Source organism: Bradyrhizobium sp. 21 (assembly GCF_023073335.1).
Classification (GTDB): Bacteria; Pseudomonadota; Alphaproteobacteria; order Rhizobiales; family Xanthobacteraceae; genus Bradyrhizobium.
This window is the reverse complement of the sequence record NZ_JADPJG010000008.1, coordinates 159973-177113: the sequence shown is the minus strand read 5'-3', so window position 1 is coordinate 177113 and position 17141 is coordinate 159973. Positions and strand designations below refer to the sequence as shown.

25 protein-coding genes and 1 tRNA gene are annotated in these 17141 nt (G+C 63.4%); 13 read left to right on the top strand and 13 right to left on the bottom strand.

Features of this window, described 5'->3' with window-relative positions; translation table 11 throughout:
* Positions 1-203: 203 nt before the first annotated feature.
* Both cysK and IVB31_RS12750 read left to right on the top strand, forming a co-directional pair.
* Positions 204-1181, top strand: coding sequence for a cysteine synthase A (cysK, locus tag IVB31_RS12755; RefSeq protein ID WP_247322522.1), 978 nt, complete (start codon positions 204-206; stop codon positions 1179-1181).
* Between the two features lie 3 nt (positions 1182-1184).
* Complete coding sequence (locus IVB31_RS12750; RefSeq protein ID WP_247322520.1) at positions 1185-1427, top strand: BrnA antitoxin family protein; 243 nt, start codon at positions 1185-1187, stop codon at positions 1425-1427.
* Between the two features lie 180 nt (positions 1428-1607).
* Here IVB31_RS12750 and IVB31_RS12745 read toward each other — a convergent pair whose 3' ends face one another.
* Together IVB31_RS12745 and IVB31_RS12740 are read right to left on the bottom strand one after the other, a co-directional pair.
* Positions 1608-3026 (bottom strand): caspase family protein, encoded by a 1419-nt coding sequence (locus tag IVB31_RS12745; RefSeq protein ID WP_247322518.1) that lies wholly within the window; start codon positions 3024-3026, stop codon positions 1608-1610.
* A 195-nt stretch (positions 3027-3221) separates the two neighbouring features.
* Positions 3222-4097 (bottom strand): DMT family transporter, encoded by an 876-nt coding sequence (locus tag IVB31_RS12740; RefSeq protein ID WP_247322516.1) that lies wholly within the window; start codon positions 4095-4097, stop codon positions 3222-3224.
* A 150-nt stretch (positions 4098-4247) separates the two neighbouring features.
* Here IVB31_RS12740 and IVB31_RS12735 point away from each other — a divergent pair, with 150 nt between their 5' ends.
* Positions 4248-4646 carry a RidA family protein gene (locus IVB31_RS12735; protein ID WP_247322514.1) on the top strand — a complete coding sequence of 133 codons (399 nt, stop codon included), beginning with the start codon at positions 4248-4250 and terminating at the stop codon, positions 4644-4646.
* Between the two features lie 51 nt (positions 4647-4697).
* Here the strand turns inward: IVB31_RS12735 and IVB31_RS12730 are convergent, their stop codons facing one another.
* From IVB31_RS12730 to IVB31_RS12720, 3 genes are all read right to left on the bottom strand, one after another.
* Positions 4698-5243 carry a hypothetical protein gene (locus IVB31_RS12730; RefSeq protein WP_247322512.1) on the bottom strand — a complete coding sequence of 182 codons (546 nt, stop codon included), beginning with the start codon at positions 5241-5243 and terminating at the stop codon, positions 4698-4700.
* Positions 5188-5532, bottom strand: coding sequence for a hypothetical protein (locus tag IVB31_RS12725; protein WP_247322510.1), 345 nt, complete (start codon positions 5530-5532; stop codon positions 5188-5190). Before IVB31_RS12725 ends, IVB31_RS12730 begins: the two co-directional genes overlap by 56 nt.
* Positions 5533-5718: 186 nt before the next feature.
* Positions 5719-6306, bottom strand: coding sequence for a formyltransferase family protein (locus tag IVB31_RS12720; RefSeq protein ID WP_247322508.1), 588 nt, complete (start codon positions 6304-6306; stop codon positions 5719-5721).
* A gap of 188 nt (positions 6307-6494) precedes the next feature.
* Between IVB31_RS12720 and IVB31_RS12715 the strand changes: the two genes are divergently transcribed.
* Entirely contained in the window at positions 6495-6782 is a 288-nt protein-coding gene (locus IVB31_RS12715; RefSeq protein ID WP_247322506.1) for a hypothetical protein, read from the top strand.
* Between the two features lie 337 nt (positions 6783-7119).
* Positions 7120-7353 (top strand): hypothetical protein, encoded by a 234-nt coding sequence (locus IVB31_RS12710; RefSeq protein WP_247322504.1) that lies wholly within the window; start codon positions 7120-7122, stop codon positions 7351-7353.
* Positions 7354-7358: 5 nt separating this feature from the next.
* On the opposite strand, the gene IVB31_RS12705 is transcribed toward IVB31_RS12710, so the two are convergent.
* Together IVB31_RS12705 and IVB31_RS12700 are read right to left on the bottom strand one after the other, a co-directional pair.
* Complete coding sequence (locus IVB31_RS12705; RefSeq protein ID WP_247322502.1) at positions 7359-7661, bottom strand: hypothetical protein; 303 nt, start codon at positions 7659-7661, stop codon at positions 7359-7361.
* Positions 7662-7793: 132 nt separating this feature from the next.
* A complete protein-coding gene (locus tag IVB31_RS12700) occupies positions 7794-8021 on the bottom strand; it encodes a hypothetical protein (RefSeq protein ID WP_247322500.1) in 228 nt (75 codons plus the stop codon).
* Positions 8022-8283: 262 nt separating this feature from the next.
* Here IVB31_RS12700 and IVB31_RS12695 point away from each other — a divergent pair, with 262 nt between their 5' ends.
* From IVB31_RS12695 to IVB31_RS12685, 3 genes are all read left to right on the top strand, one after another.
* Positions 8284-9003, top strand: coding sequence for an outer membrane beta-barrel protein (locus tag IVB31_RS12695; protein ID WP_247322498.1), 720 nt, complete (start codon positions 8284-8286; stop codon positions 9001-9003).
* A 216-nt stretch (positions 9004-9219) separates the two neighbouring features.
* Positions 9220-10335 carry an AI-2E family transporter gene (locus IVB31_RS12690; RefSeq protein WP_247322496.1) on the top strand — a complete coding sequence of 372 codons (1116 nt, stop codon included), beginning with the start codon at positions 9220-9222 and terminating at the stop codon, positions 10333-10335.
* 100 nt (positions 10336-10435) lie between these two features.
* Positions 10436-10831: an NUDIX hydrolase gene (locus IVB31_RS12685; protein ID WP_247322485.1), complete on the top strand. Its 396-nt coding sequence runs from the start codon at positions 10436-10438 to the stop codon at positions 10829-10831.
* Position 10832: 1 nt separating this feature from the next.
* On the opposite strand, the gene IVB31_RS12680 is transcribed toward IVB31_RS12685, so the two are convergent.
* The 4 genes from IVB31_RS12680 to IVB31_RS12665 form a co-directional block, all read right to left on the bottom strand.
* The gene (locus tag IVB31_RS12680) at positions 10833-11120 is read right to left on the bottom strand and encodes a Zn-ribbon domain-containing protein (protein ID WP_247322483.1); all 288 of its coding nucleotides are present in this window, start codon (positions 11118-11120) and stop codon (positions 10833-10835) included.
* Between the two features lie 208 nt (positions 11121-11328).
* Positions 11329-11568, bottom strand: a complete 240-nt coding sequence (locus IVB31_RS12675) for a hypothetical protein (protein ID WP_247322481.1) — start codon at positions 11566-11568, stop codon at positions 11329-11331.
* A gap of 274 nt (positions 11569-11842) precedes the next feature.
* Positions 11843-12085 (bottom strand): hypothetical protein, encoded by a 243-nt coding sequence (locus tag IVB31_RS12670; RefSeq protein WP_247322479.1) that lies wholly within the window; start codon positions 12083-12085, stop codon positions 11843-11845.
* Positions 12086-12540: 455 nt separating this feature from the next.
* Positions 12541-12711, bottom strand: coding sequence for a hypothetical protein (locus IVB31_RS12665; RefSeq protein WP_247322469.1), 171 nt, complete (start codon positions 12709-12711; stop codon positions 12541-12543).
* A 325-nt stretch (positions 12712-13036) separates the two neighbouring features.
* Between IVB31_RS12665 and IVB31_RS12660 the strand changes: the two genes are divergently transcribed.
* Positions 13037-13696: a hypothetical protein gene (locus tag IVB31_RS12660; RefSeq protein WP_247322468.1), complete on the top strand. Its 660-nt coding sequence runs from the start codon at positions 13037-13039 to the stop codon at positions 13694-13696.
* 54 nt (positions 13697-13750) lie between these two features.
* Here IVB31_RS12660 and IVB31_RS12655 read toward each other — a convergent pair whose 3' ends face one another.
* Complete coding sequence (locus IVB31_RS12655) at positions 13751-14041, bottom strand: hypothetical protein (RefSeq protein WP_247322467.1); 291 nt, start codon at positions 14039-14041, stop codon at positions 13751-13753.
* 906 nt (positions 14042-14947) lie between these two features.
* Between IVB31_RS12655 and IVB31_RS12650 the strand changes: the two genes are divergently transcribed.
* The 4 genes from IVB31_RS12650 to IVB31_RS12635 all read left to right on the top strand — a co-directional run bounded on the left by IVB31_RS12650 (position 14948) and on the right by IVB31_RS12635 (position 16582).
* Positions 14948-15202, top strand: coding sequence for an SANT/Myb-like DNA-binding domain-containing protein (locus IVB31_RS12650; protein WP_346730866.1), 255 nt, complete (start codon positions 14948-14950; stop codon positions 15200-15202).
* Positions 15203-15393: 191 nt separating this feature from the next.
* The gene (locus IVB31_RS12645) at positions 15394-15615 is read left to right on the top strand and encodes a hypothetical protein (protein ID WP_247322466.1); all 222 of its coding nucleotides are present in this window, start codon (positions 15394-15396) and stop codon (positions 15613-15615) included.
* A gap of 201 nt (positions 15616-15816) precedes the next feature.
* Positions 15817-16158: a response regulator gene (locus IVB31_RS12640; protein WP_247322667.1), complete on the top strand. Its 342-nt coding sequence runs from the start codon at positions 15817-15819 to the stop codon at positions 16156-16158.
* Positions 16159-16219: 61 nt separating this feature from the next.
* On the top strand, positions 16220-16582 hold the full coding sequence (locus IVB31_RS12635; protein ID WP_247322465.1) for a hypothetical protein: 363 nt from the start codon (positions 16220-16222) through the stop codon (positions 16580-16582).
* Between the two features lie 210 nt (positions 16583-16792).
* On the opposite strand, the gene IVB31_RS12630 is transcribed toward IVB31_RS12635, so the two are convergent.
* Positions 16793-16868 (bottom strand) — tRNA-Lys (locus IVB31_RS12630).
* Positions 16869-17141 lie beyond the last annotated feature (273 nt).

Here is a 17141-nt window from a genome sequence, read left to right as displayed (position 1 = left end):
GAGACCTAAGTCTAACATAAGCAGAATCAGTTGACGAGGTCGCAACACAAATGCGTTGGTTTTCTGATAATTAAAGCTCACGCGATTTTGCGACGCAGCGTATTTAACACGTACCGCAATGTCGCTTGCGTGTCGCCGCAGGCTGTCTCTAACAACGCAAGAGCTGCAACAGAAGCGCAATTCGTCGCCACAGGGAGTTGATCATGGACGCATCGTCCACCACGGGTGCAGCGCACCAACCCGGCCGCGGCCGGATCTATGACTCGATCGTCGATGCCTTTGGCGACACGCCGATCGTCCGCCTGCGCCGGCTGCCGGGCATGCACGGCGTGAACGCGACCATTTTGGCCAAACTTGAATATTTCAATCCCGCCGCAAGCGTGAAGGACCGCATCGGCGCGGCCATGATCATCGCCATGGAGAAGGCGGGTATCATCAAGCCCGACACCGTGCTGATCGAGCCGACCTCCGGCAATACCGGCATCGCGCTGGCCTTCGTGGCGGCCTCGCGCGGCTATAGGCTCAAGCTGGTGATGCCGGAATCGATGTCGATCGAACGGCGCAAGATGCTGGCCTTTCTCGGCGCCGAGCTGGTGCTGACACCGGCGGCGCAAGGCATGAAGGGCGCCATCGCTGCGGCCGAAGAGCTGTTGAAGACGACGCCGAACTCGGTGATGCCGCAGCAGTTCAAGAATCTCGCCAACCCCGAGGTGCATCGCCGCACCACCGCGGAGGAGATCTGGAACGACACCGGCGGCAACATCGATTTCTTCGTCGCGGGCGTCGGCACCGGCGGCACCATCACTGGCGTCGGCCAGGTGCTCAAGCCGCGCAAGCCCTCCTTGCGCGTCGTCGCGGTCGAGCCGGAGGAGAGCCCGGTGCTGTCGGGCGGCCAGCACACGCCGCACAAGATCCAGGGCATCGGCGCCGGCTTCGTCCCTGACATCCTCGACCGCGCCGTGATCGACGAGATCGTCAAGATCAGCTCGACGAATGCGATCGAGACCTCGCGGGCGCTGGCGCGGCATGAGGGGATTCCGGGTGGCATCTCCTCGGGCGCCGCGATCGCGGCAGCGCTCCAGATCGGCAAGCGGCCGGAAGCTGCGGGAAAAACCATCCTGGCTATAGTCCCGTCCTTCTCCGAGCGGTATCTTTCGACGGCTCTGTTTGAGGGAATCTAGGACATGGCGGATCAACCACCGAGGCGGCCGCGCACGCTTGGCGATGCCAGGACCGAGGCCGAGGCAGCGTTCAAGAAGGTGACCGCCAAGGTCGTCGTGGCGCCGCCGAAGCAGAACGTGACGCCGGGGATCAAGGAGCAGGTCACGCTGCGGATCGACCAGGACGTGCTGGAGCATTTCCAGGCGGGCGGCCCGGGCTGGCAGGACCGCATCAACGAGGCGCTGCGCAAGGCGGCGGGGAAATAGGCTCTAACCCCTCATGGTGAGGAGACGCCTCAGTGCCGTCTCGAGCCATGAGGCCCACCTGGAAGCATCCGGGCCTTCATCCTTCGAGACGCTTGCTTCGCAAGCTCCTCAGGATGAGGGGTGACAAACGAAAAAGCCCGGCTCAAGCCGGGCTTTTGTAATTTGCGATCGGGTCTCGCCTCAGCGGCGGAACATGCCGCCCATCATGCCGCCGACGACACCGCCGACAAAGGCCGCGCCGGGATCGCCGCCGCCGCTGCGATGCTGGGCCGGTGCGCTCTGGGCAGGGGCGCTGGCGCGCCGGGCCGGCTTCGCGCTCTCGTCGCTCGCCGTCGGCGTGGTGGCCACGATCTCGGAGAGCAGGGCCTTGTGCTGGAGCTTGTTGAGATAGCCGGTCGACGGATAGCCACGTGCCGCCTGCCAGCGCTTGAGCACCGTACGGGTGTCCTCGCTGAAGGCACCGGTGACCTTGGTGTCGAAGCCGAGCCCGGTGAGGCGCCGCTGCACGTCGCGGCGCTGGCCCTTGTCGAGGCCGATCTGGTCCTCGGTGAGCTGGCTGGAATCGTCGGTGAAGGTCGCGGGATCGACACCTGCGTTCAGGTTACGGGTCGTCGTCGACGGGCCGCTCTTGATCGCGGCGAGCCGCGCCAGCGCCAGCGCCTTGAACTGGCCGTTCGGGTAGGTGGAGAGGTAGGCGTTGAGCTCTTCAGGCTTGTTGCTCTCCTTGACCGAGCGCCAGTATTCGAGCTCGACACCGTCCGAATTGCTGCCTGTCGCCGCGGGCGCGATGCCAGCCGCCGTCGGCGCCGCATTGGCGACCTGCGTCGTCGGACCCTGGTTGAGATAGACCGCGCCGATCAAATTGGTGTGGCCCCAGGGAAGCTGGCCCTTGTGGGTCTCCTCGTTGACCTGGGCGCGCACCGACGTCATCGCCTGCTGGATCTCGATGCCGGGCTTGGTGATGTTGTCGATCAGCGCGCGGGTGAACGGGCTGTTGTTGCCCTCCTGGCCGTCGAGCGCAGTCTGTCCCGGGCCAGTGGCGAACGCGATCAGCGTGCCTTCGCCCGACTTCATCTCGGCAAGGCCGCTCTGCACGTTGACGCTGCGCGTTGCCGAGTTGGACTTGATCTTGGCGGCAAACGGATTGTCGCGGCAGGCATCGAGGAAGACGAGCTTGACCTTGGCGTCGCCCATGGTCTGCTCGAGTGTCAGATCGATGTTGATGGCGGCGCCAAGCTTGACGTCCATCTCCGACTTGATGTCGGCGTCGACTGGCAGGAGATAGTTGGAGCCGCCGACGGCGATGCCATGACCGGCATAATAGAACACTGCGACATCGGAGCCCTGCGCCTTGCGGCCGAAATCGAGCAGCTTCTCCGTCATCTGGTCGCGCGAGAGGTTCGATCCTTCGATCACCTCGAAGCCGACATTGCGCAAGGTCGCCGCCATCGCCTTGGCATCGATCGGCGGGTTCGGCAATTGCGCGACGTTCTTGTAGGAGCCGTTGCCGACGACGAAGGCAACGCGACGGTCGGCCTTGGCGGCGCTGACCGACAGCGCCATGCACATCAGCGAAGCGAGGAGGGTGAGAGTGCGCATCTGAAATCCCCAACAGAATCGAATTGCAGGCAGCAACAAATTGGCAGCAAACCTACACGAAATCGCCCGGCTCCGTGCAAGCAAAACAACCGCAACCCGTTGCTTTGCGGCCGAGTGTTGCACGATGGAATCGCCCTCCAGCGTGATCCAAATCACACGGCCACTTGGTTTTGTCGCGCGAGGCGCAGCGAGGGTTCACTGCGCGCGGACGGGAACTGACGGAGCAGGCTTCAAATTCAGGAGATTGCCGCACAGGATCAGCGCGGCGCCGAATACGGTCCAGGCATCGAGCCGCTCGGAATAGAGCAGCCAGCCGACGGTTGCGGTGAGTGGAACCCGCAAAAAGTCCATCGGCACCACGATGGTCGCATCGGCGTACCGGAGCGCGCTGGCGAGGCAGTAGTGCGAGAAAGTGCCGCAGACCCCGATGACGAAGAGCCAGCCCCACAGGAAGGCTGACGGCCAGGTCCAGACATAGAGCGTCGGCAGCAGGCCCACGACCATCTGCACGACGATCATCCAGAACAGGATCGACAATGCGCTCTCGGTCCGGGTCAGCGATTTCGCCAATATCATGGAGATACTGAAGCCGACCGCGGCCCCGAGCGCGATCAGCTGGCCCGGATTGATTTCGCCGGTGGCCGGCCGCACGATCATGACGACGCCGACGATGCCGAGCACGATGGCGGCGATCTTCCAGACGGTCATGCGTTCGGACAGGAAAGTTGCGGCCAGTAGCGCCGTCCAGATCGGCATGGTGAATTCGATTGCCACCACCTGGCCGATCCCGATCAGCGTCAGTGCGTAGAACCAGCCGAGCTGTGCGAAATAATGGACCCCGTTGCGCGCGAGGTGCTGAGGCAGGCGCTGGGTCGCGACCGCCCTGACGCCACCGGCGCGGTAGATGATCGGCAGGAGGAGCGTGAACCCGATCACCGAGCGCACTTCCATGATCTGAAAAACGTTGAGCTCGCGCGTGGTCTCGCGTCCGGCCACTGCCATGACCAGCATCAGGGCCAGCCAGCCGGCCATCCACAGGGCAGCCATCGTTTTGGACGGTATCGTGTTCATCGGCGCTGGTGGGGGAGGCGAGGGTCCTGAGGGAGCGCCGGTATCGGCGCCATCGCCGCCGTTTGCAACGGCCAAATCTGCCGGTGCAGCGATGCATGGCGGCGTGCTAAGGCTTCAGCGAACAACGAGAAAATCGGGAGAACTTCGCTCATGCAAATCCTGCAGCCGGCCGAGTGGAAAAAACCGCGCGGCTTTTCCCATGGTGTGGTGGCGGAAGGGCCGGGCCGCTGGGTGGTGCTGGCCGGGCAGACCGGCGGCGATGAGACCGGCCATTACGCGCCTGACATGGCGGTGCAGGTCGCAACGGCGCTGAAGCGGATCATCAAGCTCCTGGGCGAGGCCGGGGCCGGCCCCGAGCACATCGTTCGCCTGACCTGGTACCTGACCAGCCGCAACGAATACGAGGCGGCCGGGGCCGGCATTGGCGCGGCCTGGAAGGAAACGCTGGGGCGCAATTTCCCGCCCTCGACCTTGCTCTACATCGGCGGTCTCGTGGACGACCGGGCCAAGGTCGAGATCGAGGTCACTGCGTTCGTGCCGCATGCATAAAAAATCGACCCGGCGGGATAACCGGGTCGATTGTCATTTGCTCGTATCGGCTTAGCGCGACAGCGAGATGTTGGCGCCGCGGAACTGGCTGTCGGCGCGCATCGTGACGTTTTGCTTGTTGCCGGACGTCTTCAGCGAGATGTTGGCGTTGAAGCCGGCGGTGGCGGCGACCAGCTCATAATTTCCGCCGGCGCCGCGGCCCGAAAGCGAGCCAGAGATGTTGCGGCTGGCCTCGGACCAGCTGCCGGCGATGGCGCTGCCTTCAGCCTTGACGCTGGCGCCGAGGTTGAACTTGTAGGCGTCGCTTGCGCAGGTCAGCGACATCTCCATCGTCGGCCCGATCGGAGTGTATTTGGCCCGGCAGCGGATCCGCTCGCTCGAGCCGTCGTCCAGGGTGACGGTGCCTGAGCCGCTCCAGCTGCCCGCCAGCGGGGCGAACGGGCCGGACTGGGCCTTGCTCTCAGAGTTGGCAATCCCGGCCGCAAACAAAACGGCGGTCGCGATCAGCAGTTGACGGCTCAAGATGCTGCTCCCGAATTGCTTATTGGCGCGATGCTTCCCATCGCCCGCTGCACGGTATGCCTGCAGATGCTCCATTCCACTTTCCCGATCCGGCGTTGCCGCTGAGTTGACCGTTGGCATATGCACCATTGATCGAAACTTTCACAAGTCCCCCGCTGCCGATGGTGCCGGAAACGTTAGCGCCGGGCGCGGTAATCCTGCCGTCGGCAACCGTCAGCAGGGAGCTTGCGGTCGGCTCGCAGGAACCGCTCTTGGTGACGATGGTGACCTGCCAGTTGCCGTCATAGGGGGTCTGGGCGAAAGCGGGCGCGGCGAGGGTGATAACGGAGGCGGCACAAAACGCCGCAATGCGAGCAAAACGCATGAATTTCGTCCTTGAATCTGTCTGATATGCTGACGCTTATTGGGACGAAATGTGACGGAAATTTGTTGCAATGCCAAATCGAAAATTGTTCCTGTGGAAACAATGGTTTATTTGCGTTTCCGGTAGCAATTTTCGAAGCAAAATCAAGGCCCCTTCACGTTAAGGGGTAAACGGCAGGAGAGCGACTCAGGAAAGGCTCGGCGCCGAGGTGGCGAATTGCTCGTCCTGAGTCTTGGACGGCAGCGCCTTGTGGACCTTGGCATAGTCGATCACGTCGGCCAGCAATTTGAGCCCGAGCGGAGCGAGCGCGCGCTCCCACAGCTCCCGCGCCGTCTCGCCCTTCTTGACGAAGCACCATTCCTGGGCGGCGATGGCGCCGGCGTCCATGCGGTCGGCGAGGTGATAGATCGTGCCGCCGGCGATCGGGTCGCCTTCCTTGATGGTCCATTCCACGGCAGCCTTGCCGCGATGGCGCGGCAGCAGCGAGGGGTGGTAGCCGATCCCGCCCAACTTCGCCGCGGCGAGCGCGTCCTTGCCGATCCGGGCGTGGCTGTGCGCCGTGACGATCAGATCGGTGTCGGGGGCGATCTCGGAAGCCACCACCAGCTTGGGATTGGCTTGGACCACGACGTCGATGCCCGCCGCCTGGGCGGTGGCGGCGAGGCGATCCTCGGCGTCGGCCACCACGACCCGCACGATCGAGACACCGTGCTCCCGGAGCATGTTGAGGGTGGTCACGCCGAAATGGCGGGAGCCGACGAGGGTAATGCGCATGGTGTCCGATCCGTCTCGCAACTGCGTCATTCCCCGATAACACGTCCGGACGTCCTGTCACCACCCGCGCCGCGTTTGCGGCGGTTATCAACAATGCGCCGGGCGCGGGCCGGCGATGAATTCCGCGATTGCGGAGCCGGCCGGTCCGATGCTTCCATGCGCGCATGGCACCGGCTTGGAGCGAGCGCATGCGGAGCGCGTGGTTTGTCCTTCTCGCGGCACTGATCGCGACCACTGCGGCGCGCGCCGGCGGACCGCCTTATCCGGCGGTTCCGCCCGAGGTTGGGGTGGCACCGTTCATCGGCCCGACCTGGGACGCCTATCGTTGCACCGAAGGGCCCGTCACCAATTTCTACCACGGCGCCTATTACGGCGAGGAGCCGCCGGCGCTCTATCGTGGCTACGCCTACCGGCCGTATTACCGCTACAGCGCCTACCGCCGGCTGCCGCGCAAATATTTCTGCGTCACGGACTAGCGTTGCCGCGCCGCCACGGTCTGAGGAGAAGCGGTGGATTCGCCGGTTCCTGTGTTTCAATTTGGACAGAAGGATTCTGCGCCCCGGTACAATTTGCACATACCGGGGCTGGCTAAATTTCATTCCGGATCCGTTTTCGAACCCGGCTTTGGCCGCTGGCCTCATTGCCAGCGGCTTTTTCATGCTCGGCAATCGCAAAATCATCTGACGGTAATACGTTCTCAACCAGCCTGGCGTATCGACGAATCCGTTGCGGATTTGTATTGCGTACCGCGACACCGAAATTGTCCCGCCGGCGTGGGTGCGCCGCGCGGGCTTTTTCGCCGGGGCCGATTTCATGCCAAGCGCGATCGAGCAGATCGTCGACATTTATGTCCGACTGAAGAACCGGCGCGGCCTCGACCAGCTGATGATGCACCGGCAGCGGCTCGCGGTCGACCTGAAGAGCAGGTCGGGCTATGATTTCAGCCTGCCGATCGGCCAGATCGACGAGGAGATCGCGATCATCGAAGCCGGTCTCAGCCGGCTGAAGGCGGATCCTGCCGATCGCGGTGCGACTGGGCTCTTCTAAAGCGCTCAGTCGCGCCGGCCGCCGTCGATGACGGTGAACAACGGCCGTGCCGGGGTCGGCTCGACCAGCAATTCCTCCACCAGCGCTGTCGCCGCATCGACATATTTGCGGGTCGGCTTGTCGAGAGCGCGCGCGGCCTCGTCGTCGAGCGCGATCTTTGCGGCCTCGACCAGCTTGCGCATGCGCGCCGCATGGTCGTCGCCCGCCGTCAGTGTCGCGCGGGCCAACGAGCGCAGCACGAACAGCTCGCCCTCGAGGCGGAGCAGACGGTCGTTGAGCCTGGTGAGGACGGCGTTGAGGTCGGCCATGGCGCGCGTTCGTTTGCGGAAGATCCAATCTGCTCTAGCGGCGATCGGTGAACGGAGTCCAAACGGCATCGGCGCAATTGGGGCGATCCGCGGCCCGCCGACATGACCGGTCAGGGACGGCAGTGCCTCAGTCTACCACTCCACGCCCGCCCAGCGCCTTCCGAACACCGGAGGCTTGGTCTTCACCGCTTCCCAGCCGAAGAAGTGATGCTTGCCGGACCAGGTGTGCACCACGCCGCTACAGATGCTGCATTTGAAGCTGCCGGAATGCGCTTCGGTATGCTCCTCCCTTGTCGCGGTGTAGTTCATGCTGCAACCCGCGCAGGTGAATTCTTCGATCGTCCAGATGCTGTTGGCCATTGCACCGAAGGTGGTTTGGGGAAACTTTCGACGGAAGCGTAGGCGCACGCCTTTGCATCGGCGTAAACCGGCCGGCCGAAATCCGGTTAATCGGCGTTAGCCAAACCGGCCTTCGGCCGCGGGCGTTGCGGGTTTTTCCCGATATAGGCAGCGCCGGTCAGTCCAAGCCGTTCCGCCGACAGGTCCAAGCGCGTTCCTGATCGGGCAGCTAGATTTCCCGCCATCGCCTCGGTTTGAAGGCGCGTCTGTGGGGGTTGAGATCATGGGGAAGAAGTTGTTTTTGACGGCTGCGCTGTTGTCGCTGGCAACGCCGGCATTTGCCGCCGACATCATCGCGCCCGTGCCGGTGAAGGCACAGATAGCGGCGTCGATCTTCACCTGGACCGGCTTCTATGTCGGTGCCCATGGCGGCGGCGCCTGGAGCAAGTGGGCCGGCATCGACCCGGCCGATCCGGCCGCGGTCTGGAGCTCGGTCACGGCCAGCGGCGGCGTAGTGGGCGGCCAGTTCGGCGGCAATTACCAGATCAGCAATTTCGTGGTGGGCCTCGAGGGCACCGGCGCGTGGTCGAGCGTCAAGCTCGACGCCGGTGGGCCCTTTGGCGGCGGTGCCGGCTTCACCTTGGCGTTGAAGAACGACTACATCGCAACAATTGCCGGACGCTTCGGCGTCGCCTTCGACCGCGTGTTGCTCTACGCCAAGGGCGGCGCGGCCTTCACGCGCGACAGATACAGCGCCAATAACGGCCTTGCCGGGGCGCTCGCCGGCTCTGCCTCAGGCAGCTTCAACCGCACCGGCTGGCTTGCCGGCGGCGGCGCCGAATGGATGTTCATGCCAAACTGGTCGGTGAAGGCCGAGTACAATTACATGGGGTTCGGTGCGATCACTGAGCAGCCGGTGACGACGGGCAACCTGGTGGCGACGCCTGCCAATGTGAAGCTGAACATCCAGACCGGCACGGTGGGCGTGAACTATCACTTTTAGCCGCGCCGGCGTCGCCATTGCGGTGAATTCCTGCGTGTGCGTCAGGCTCTCCGGGACAGCGCGCCATCGTCTCGGAATGCAGATTGGCCGGATTGCGTTCCCCATCGCCCGGCTCGGGCCAGCCCCGTCGTCTTGACGCCGGATGCGCGGATGGCAATAACGCTGGGCCGCGCAAGTGCCGGAACCCGCGTCAATGCCGCAAGGAAAGGCGTGCCCGTGAAAAGTCTCCGCCAGCTCCTGACGGGCGAGGACATCATCCAGCTCGTGATCCGGGTCGGTCTGCTCGGCCTGTTGATCATCTGGACCTTCCTGATCATCCGCCCCTTCGTGCCGATCCTGGCCTGGAGCGGCGTGCTCGCAGTGGCGTTCTACCCGGCGTTCAGCTGGGTCGCCAAGATCCTCGGCGGCCGGCCCAAGACCGCGGCGGCGATCCTGACCCTGATCACGCTCGGCATCGTCATTGGTCCTGCGACCTGGCTCGGCATCAGCGCCGTGGATGGCGTGCGCGAGCTGGCGCGCCAGCTCGGCACCGGCGACCTCGCGCTGCAGTCGGCGCCGGAGCAGCTGAAATCGTGGCCGCTCATTGGCCCCTGGCTCTATGATCTCTGGGAGCAGGCCTACAACAACATCCGCGCGGTGCTGCGCGAGGTGGCGCCGTATCTCCAGCCGCTGGCGGGACCGCTGTTGGGACTCGCGGGCGATGCGGGCGTCGGCACGCTGCAATTCCTGGTCTCGGTGTTCGTGGCCGGCTTCCTGTTTCCCCACGGGCCGAGGCTGGTTGCGGCCGGCCGCGGCTTCCTGTTTCGCATCGTGCCGGAGCAGAGCGAGCATTTCCTGGAGCTTGCCGGCGCGACCATCCGCGCCGTGGCGCAAGGCGTGATCGGCGTTGCGATCGTGCAGGCGCTGCTGGCCGGCATCGGCTTCAAGCTCGCGGCCGTGCCGAGCGCCGGCCTTCTTGCCTTCATCGTGCTGTTGCTCTCGATCGTGCAGATCGGCGCCTTACTGGTGCTGCTGCCGGTGATCATCTGGATCTGGACCGCCAAGGACGTCACCACGGCGCTGCTGCTCACCGTGTTTCTCGTCCTCGTCGGCTTCCTCGACACCATGTTGAAGCCGCTCGTGATGGGACGCGGCCTGACCACGCCGACCATCGTGATCTTCGTCGGTGTGATCGGCGGCACGCTCGCCCACGGCATCGTCGGCCTGTTCATCGGGCCGATCATCCTGTCCGTGGCCTGGGAGATGATGATGGCCTGGATCAGGACGGAGGACCGGGCAGAGGCGGGGACAAGAGCGGGGATGCGGGCGGAGACAGGGGCGCGCGAGGGCTGATCTCGGATCTGCGCCGCCTGTGATCAAGGCATGCCCCGAACTTGTCTATTCGACTAGACAAGTTACCATTGGCGCGATTCTGGTTTCGATTACGGCGGAAATGGCGAAGTCTTCCAAGCTGGTTGCCGCCAAGCGCGGCAAGGTGTTGTTGGTCAGGCGCCGGTCGGACGGCCTGTGGATGTTCCCGGGCGGCCGCAAGCGTGCGCGCGAGTCCGACAAGGACTGCCTGCGGCGGGAGATCAAGGAAGAGCTGCCCAAGCTGAAGCTCGGCCGGATCAGCCTCTGGAAGGAAGTGACCGCCCGCAACAAGCGTTCCGGCCGCAAGATGAGCGATGCGATCTTCATCGCCAAGGGCGCCAGAGGCCGGCTCGATATCGGCGACAAGAACGAGCTCGACCGCGCCGCCTGGCAGAAGCCGCGCGGCATCCGCCTGACGCCGACCTCGCGCTACATCCGCGACCGCCTGTTTCCGAGGAAGCCGCAGCGGCGCGGGTGAGCTACTCCTCGTCCTCCGACGACTGTTGCATCCGTCCGGCGTAGGACCGCGAGGGATTGGTGCGCGATTGCGGCGCGGACATTCTGGCCATTTCGGCTTCGCGCTGCTCCTTGCGGGCGTGGCGCGCGCGCTTCATCGCCTGCTTGACCTGAGGGTTCGGCGAGTCCTCCGTGAAGAACAGCACCACCTCGCAACTCGGACATTGCCTGGAATAGCCGTCCTGCAACCGTCCGGCGCGATCGCGGAACACGTTCTTGCAACGCGTGCACTGAACCTGGACGAAACTCATGCGCGATCGACAATGACTGATGGAAATGGTTCGTCAGGTGAGCCCAAATGTCTGAAGAAAGCTTGAATGCGTCGGGCAGCCTTTGCCATAGGGGCGCGAATGCGCTGGCGGTGCTCGCAAGACCCGCGCGGCCAAGTATCGCGGCCAAGCATCGTCGGCCTGTCGCGACAGGCGGCAGGCCGAGATCGTCAAAGCACTGGATCAGCCGCTATTGCCTGGCCGCTATCGTGTCCAGGCAATGGTTGAGATAAACGGTGCGATCCCTCGGCAGCACCTTCTCGAGATCCGCCTTCAGGGCGCATTCGCGCTGCCGCATCTGCTCGGCCCGCCGCTTCTCGGCCGCCTCGCGGTATTCGGGCGCAACCTTGCTGGGATCGACGAGGGCCTGGGAGCGGGCGGGGGCCGTCACGGCGAGTGCAATGGCGGCGATGATAATGAGATGTTTCAAATGAGCCTCCGTAAAAAGGCTCATGCTAGCGCGCGGCGTCGAAATGCTCAAACTCCGGGGATGCGGTACCCCGTTCCGGTCTTGGCTTGGCTTGGCTTGGCTGGGTTTGGCTTGGCTTGGGTTGCCGCGCGACGAAGCGTGTGAACCAGTTCACAAACGCCCGACGGATTCGCTGCTATGAAAGCGTCATTGCTTCACCAATTCATTTTCATCGAAACGCCCCAGCGTCCAAGCGCTGGGGCTTTTTCGTGCCGGCGGTGCGCGCAAAGCTCCGTCACTTCGGAGCGTGGTCGATCTTGTGCCCGAGGTGCCCCGTGTCGTGATCGCGTCGCAACTGGCTGAGCGACGTCTCGTTCAATTGTTGCAGAACTTCGCTGAGCTGGGTCGCATCGGGATAACCGGCCGCGAAACCCTTGCCGTAGATCTTGCGCAACGTACCGACGAGCGTGTTGCCGTGCTTCTTGCTGATCGCGCCATCCTTGTCCCGGTGGCGACTATCCAGGCCCGATTCCTTCATGTGCTTCTCCCTGAGTGGCGTCTGCGCGCCTGGAGAGAGCGTGCTCCCAAACGAGTTGATTGGCAACGGCGGGGCGCGAATGAGCCGAGAGCTGGCTTGCGCCACCGCAATGGCTCGCGCGTCTCTCTCCTGCTTTTGAAGCTGCGATCGATTGCGGCGAACCGATCGGCGCATCAGATGACAGCGAGCGATTGCGCGATAGGAGCTGATGCGATGCGCTGCGTTTTGCCCTGGTTTTGGGCCTGGGCCTGTCGTGTTGTGCAGCTCTGCAAACGCCACAACGATGCGTCACGCCCATCCACGCCATCCTGCGGTGGGGCGTGGCGCCTATGCTGATCCTCCGGCGCGCTTCGCAGTGCCCGGCTGGAGCGATGATGCAACGCAGCGCTGGCTGAACAGCGCCTCGTCTAACGTTGGCCGAGGCGGATAGCGGCAGCGCCGGTGAAGGTGGAGGCCTAAGCGGCTTGCTGTTCGAACGAGGTGTAGACCCGGCCGCCGGGATCAACGATTTGAACGTCCCAGCACCCGTCCTCGATCAGCTCTTTGGCTTTCTTGAGTGCGGCGGCGAGTGACAGCCGCTTGAGGCTGACGACGCCTGCCGTGTCGAAACCGCTGATTTCAAACATGCCGCTCCCTCCGCTTTTCCTGAATCCTACACTTTTCGGGCGCGTTGTCTCCCGGCTTTTTGCGGCAGGTTCCGGAACAGCAGACAGATGCCAGGCGAGGGCGGCAAGGGCGACAGGGAGAGTGCACCGCAATTCCATCGCATCGACCCCGACCCCGTAATCGGCCGGGGTGGCCGGGCGTGTCGGCCGGCCGGGCCGCTAACGTGGAATTAATCCGAAAAGCCCACAATTTTAGGCAGTTGGAGATGGGTGCTGCGTAGAGGAGCCGTCGCGAGGACGTTCCGGCGACGGCTTCCCTTTGCTCGCTCATTTGGGGTCAACGCACGTGACCGCGACTTTCGAAACGCAAGGCCTCGTCGAACAACTCGACCCCGCAGCACTGGCAGCGGCGGTCGCACGGGAACCCGCAGCCCCGGACGCTCCGGTCCCGATCCAGCGGTCCAGCCGGACATCGATCCTGGCGCTGTCGGTGTGCGCCCTTGCCATCAATGGCTCCGCAGCCATCTATACATGGCCGTCCGATTTTCGATCGCTCAATGTCGGCAGTTTGGCTGAACTGCTCCCGCGCTGGGACGTGTCCGCGCCAAAACCGGATCCGGTTGTCGCCACCTTGAAGGAGATCCAGGCGGCGCAGCAGCAACACACGGCTTCGCTGCAGGAGAACAATTCCTCGGTGCAGCAAAATGCAGCCCTGCTGCAGCAGGATTCAATGGTGCTTCTTTCCCTGCGACAGAGCATCACGGACGAGCGGGTCGATGTGAAGAAGATATCTTCGCAGCTATCCACGCTGATCGCGAAGATCGACTCGCTGCAAAATACAATGATGTCGGACGTCACGTCTTCCATTCGAAGAGCGCATGCCCGCTACGGACTGTCCGCAGCGATGCGCAAGCGGATGGCTCGGCAGTCGAAATCCATCGGCCCTGTTTCGGTCGGGGGCGCGCCGCTGAGTGTGCCGGCTGCGGGGGCGGGACCGGAAAGCTGAAGACCTGTCAGGCACAGCATTGGGACCGGGCAGAGGTTAATTCTCCGGCTTCTGCTAATTGGCGGTACTGCCGCTCTTGGCCTTGGACGAATGCTTCACCGCCGGCCTGGCTGGCGGGGCCTTCTTCGGCACATCATCGCCGCGGGCAGTTCCCCATGGATCGACCGGCTTCTGGTCCGGAACATTGTTGAGGGAGCGTTGATAGGCGCGCTCAGACCGATTGTCGTCCGCCTTCTCCGTCGCCGTCTTCTCCTTGGGTTGTTCGCCATATTGCTGAACATGGTCCTGCGCCAGTGCGGGAGCGGCGATCAGGATAAGCATGACGGCGACAGCGATTTTGCGCATCGAGAAACTCCTAGCTCTGCGACAGCATAACAACGCGCCGATTGCGGCATCAATGCCGCGGAGCGTGAGCGGTGAGCGCGCTGGGGCTCGAACCCGGGACCCCGTGATCAAAGGCAGACCTGAGCAAAAAGTCGCGCATAGTCATTTATTATCATTTGTTGCCCAGAGACCGAAGCAGCCTGAATGATGTTGCCCTGAAACTTTCGGTGAACCCGAGCCGTATCTGGCGGATGAACGACAAGCTCCCCCAGGACAATCAGGGCGATCGGCCGTCGCACACCGAGTCGGGCTGCGCTGCGGGTGCCCAAGTAGGAACTCGGCGGGATGGGACCTGTTCTCCACCGATGGGCAAATACTTCTTCGATCATCGGAACAACGACGAAGTCGACGTCGACCACGAGGGTGTTGATCAGCTAGACCTCAGCACTGCGGAGCGCATGGCTATCGAGCTAGTAGGCGAAGCCATCATTCTCGGCCGATCCCGCCCTCTGTCAGGCCCACTGGCAATCGAGGTGAGAGATAAAAGCGGCCCTGTACTGCGTGTATCCGCTACTGTCGTTATCGAGGACTTGCGAGCCCCCGTTGAAGGCAAAAGTGGTTAAGATCGCCGGGACTACAGCCGCCAGACTAGCTTTGGAACTACTGCTCAATTTGGCCCTTGGGAACCCAGAAACATCGGGGGGGCAATTCTGATGCTGGGAATGATTTTGATCCTGACCCTTGGCGGCATCACGGTGATCGGGATCATGGTAGGCGTGTTCGAGACCCGCGCCGCACTGGATCGAAGACGCCTTAGAAGGTAGGGCCGCCTCAATTGGCGGCCTCTTCCACACCCACGCCCCGCAGTAGCTCTGCGCCGTCTCAAGTGAAGCCGCTCTCGATAGTCTGAGGGGCGCCTGACCACATATGTTAAGGCGCGAATCGACCCGGTGTAGCAGCACAGGCAATGGGCTGGAGGCTGCTGGGCCAATGCAACAATCACGCTACCCGTTGCTGAGAAGGTGGACGCCTGAAGAGCATGAGCGCCTGGTGGCGATGGCTGCGGCGGGCCGCCGACCGGACGAGATCGCACGTGCGCTAGGCAGGACAGAACCGGCCGTACGAGGCCGGGCCAATACACACAACATCCCGTTGCGACTGGTGACGCAGCAGCGACGCTGATGAAGCAATCACACGCGCGCTCGGGGTGCTGTGCGATCAATAGGAACGGTCACAATCCCTTCCGCGTTTGATCCGCATGCGTTTTAGACGCATCGGCTATCCAATTGTTTAGCCTGAGCGGCCCCAGCCCTGGGTCCTTCCCCCTGGCCTGGGGCCGTTTCTTTGCTGAACGCGGCTCAGCGTGAAGGCGCATGACCAGTACCATCATCATCATGCCCGGCATGCTCAAACCGTTGCGGCTTGCGCGCGTATACGGCTTCTTGGTCGAGCGCTGGGACGGTGTCTATCATCCCGGCGGAAGCCAACCGGCCTGCTCGACGGGGATGGCTCGGAAGATGGTCGAAGGCGGCTGGCTGGTGAAGCACGGGCAGCGCTACGAGCCCACCGAGCAGGGACTGAGGGCTGCAGAATAATCTGACACACACAGGGATGAAGAAGGCCAGCGGCACCTGGGGGTGTTCAGCCAAAGCTACCCTTGATCCTCAGACCACGTTTGCTCGCCGCACTTGCACCTGAACATCTGGATCGTTCGACCTCTGATGCCGACATGAACCTCAGGAACTCGCGAGTCCAGCGCGTGTTGCCCAGGTGGGCCGCAGGAGGACTGATTGCGAGTGCTTGTTGTCGAAGACGAAGACCTGATCCGGGACGTCATTGTGGATATTTTGGAGAGCAATGGGCACGATGTGTTGGAGGCGGAGAGCGGGGAGCGCGCGCTCGAACTGTGTGCCGAAGCCACTCCCGATCTAATCTTCACCGACGTGATGTTGTCGGGGTCGCTGACGGGGTGGGACGTGGCAATAAGATGCAGGGACAGTCACCCCACGGTCCCGGTCATTTATGCCACCGGCTACACACACGCAGCTCCGCGCCCGGTCTCGGGCAGCATCATGCTCCAGAAACCATACCGCCTTGAACGGCTTCTCGAGTCCATCCGGTCGCTCACCGGCCACTGACACCACGGAACAATCACGCCCAGGCTCGATTGCATATGCGTGCTCTGTGTTGGAGTTGCTTATGCGTCAGTCGCCCTCGATTGTGCCGTTGGACCGTTTGGACCGCGACATCTACATCGTGCTTGAGGACTTCGGCGCGCAGGCTGGCTGCTCCTGGCGCGAGACCGACGAGCAGGACACCGACCGTGAGACAGTGCTGCGAGACCTGATCTCGGGCCAGTATGCTTTCCCTGTCAGGATCGTCCTGTTCAATGCCGTCGAGGGCTGGTCCCGCGATGCCACCGAGGACATCGCCGATGCGCTCGCCGAACGCGCCGCACGCGAACGTCTCGACCTCTCGTCAGCGCTGGAGGCCTTCGTCCAGGCCAATGCCTCGCGCCCCTTCGCCCTACAGCTCGCGCTGCCCCTGCGCGGGGCTGCCTGACATCGCGCAATCGGCGGAACGATTGCCCACGCAAAGCCTCGACTCGGTGTGTCAGTTGCGTGGAGTTTGTCAGTGGCGTCCCGGCGTGCGCCGACGGCGAGGCGGAAAACATTACAAGAACCGGCCTGAGGCCCATATGAGGCCCACGACGGATTTGACGAGCCTTCTTGGGCCGCACCAATTCAGGAAGTGCGCCTCGTATTAGGGGGGTGGTGAGCGCGCTGGGGCTCGAACCCAGGACCCCGTGATTAAAAGTCACGTGCTCTACCGGCTGAGCTACGCGCTCCCATGGCCGCTGATGGCTTTGGATCGATCGCCATCGTCTTCGGACATTTGAGAAGCATGCCTTGCCGCTGCGCCCAAACTGGCGTCGCGGGGAAAACCGGCTGTTTCCCGATCATGCTTTCGGCCCGCGCTGTGTAGGGGCAGTGGCTGCGGAGGTCAATAGTGCGGGTGGCTGCCGAAACTGTTGGCAGGCGCGGTGATTTGCCTGCGCTGTCCGTCGCTTAAGCCGGGATTCTCAACCCGATTGGCGGGCCGCCATCCACGCCCAAGAGCA

Bases quoted from the DNA above. Each gene is read 5' to 3' on its own strand.
- IVB31_RS12705 (WP_247322502.1), bottom strand. From the start codon at position 7,661: ATGGCCGACCTCAACGCCGTCCTCACCAGGCTCAACGACCGTCTGCTC.
- IVB31_RS12730 (WP_247322512.1), bottom strand. From the start codon at position 5,243: ATGGAGCATCTGCAGGCATACCGTGCAGCGGGCGATGGGAAGCATCGC.
- IVB31_RS12670 (WP_247322479.1), bottom strand. From the start codon at position 12,085: ATGAAGGAATCGGGCCTGGATAGTCGCCACCGGGACAAGGATGGCGCG.
- IVB31_RS12655 (WP_247322467.1), bottom strand. From the start codon at position 14,041: ATGCGCAAAATCGCTGTCGCCGTCATGCTTATCCTGATCGCCGCTCCC.
- IVB31_RS12740 (WP_247322516.1), bottom strand. From the start codon at position 4,097: ATGAACACGATACCGTCCAAAACGATGGCTGCCCTGTGGATGGCCGGC.
- IVB31_RS12725 (WP_247322510.1), bottom strand. From the start codon at position 5,532: ATGCGTTTTGCTCGCATTGCGGCGTTTTGTGCCGCCTCCGTTATCACC.
- IVB31_RS12720 (WP_247322508.1), bottom strand. From the start codon at position 6,306: ATGCGCATTACCCTCGTCGGCTCCCGCCATTTCGGCGTGACCACCCTC.
- IVB31_RS12745 (WP_247322518.1), bottom strand. From the start codon at position 3,026: ATGCGCACTCTCACCCTCCTCGCTTCGCTGATGTGCATGGCGCTGTCG.
- IVB31_RS12750 (WP_247322520.1), top strand. From the start codon at position 1,185: ATGGCGGATCAACCACCGAGGCGGCCGCGCACGCTTGGCGATGCCAGG.
- IVB31_RS12645 (WP_247322466.1), top strand. From the start codon at position 15,394: ATGACCAGTACCATCATCATCATGCCCGGCATGCTCAAACCGTTGCGG.
- IVB31_RS12680 (WP_247322483.1), bottom strand. From the start codon at position 11,120: ATGAGTTTCGTCCAGGTTCAGTGCACGCGTTGCAAGAACGTGTTCCGC.
- IVB31_RS12700 (WP_247322500.1), bottom strand. From the start codon at position 8,021: ATGGCCAACAGCATCTGGACGATCGAAGAATTCACCTGCGCGGGTTGC.
- cysK (WP_247322522.1), top strand. From the start codon at position 204: ATGGACGCATCGTCCACCACGGGTGCAGCGCACCAACCCGGCCGCGGC.
- IVB31_RS12735 (WP_247322514.1), top strand. From the start codon at position 4,248: ATGCAAATCCTGCAGCCGGCCGAGTGGAAAAAACCGCGCGGCTTTTCC.
- IVB31_RS12695 (WP_247322498.1), top strand. From the start codon at position 8,284: ATGGGGAAGAAGTTGTTTTTGACGGCTGCGCTGTTGTCGCTGGCAACG.
- IVB31_RS12710 (WP_247322504.1), top strand. From the start codon at position 7,120: ATGCCAAGCGCGATCGAGCAGATCGTCGACATTTATGTCCGACTGAAG.
- IVB31_RS12650 (WP_346730866.1), top strand. From the start codon at position 14,948: ATGTTAAGGCGCGAATCGACCCGGTGTAGCAGCACAGGCAATGGGCTG.
- IVB31_RS12715 (WP_247322506.1), top strand. From the start codon at position 6,495: ATGCGGAGCGCGTGGTTTGTCCTTCTCGCGGCACTGATCGCGACCACT.
- IVB31_RS12685 (WP_247322485.1), top strand. From the start codon at position 10,436: ATGGCGAAGTCTTCCAAGCTGGTTGCCGCCAAGCGCGGCAAGGTGTTG.
- IVB31_RS12635 (WP_247322465.1), top strand. From the start codon at position 16,220: ATGCGTCAGTCGCCCTCGATTGTGCCGTTGGACCGTTTGGACCGCGAC.
- IVB31_RS12665 (WP_247322469.1), bottom strand. From the start codon at position 12,711: ATGTTTGAAATCAGCGGTTTCGACACGGCAGGCGTCGTCAGCCTCAAG.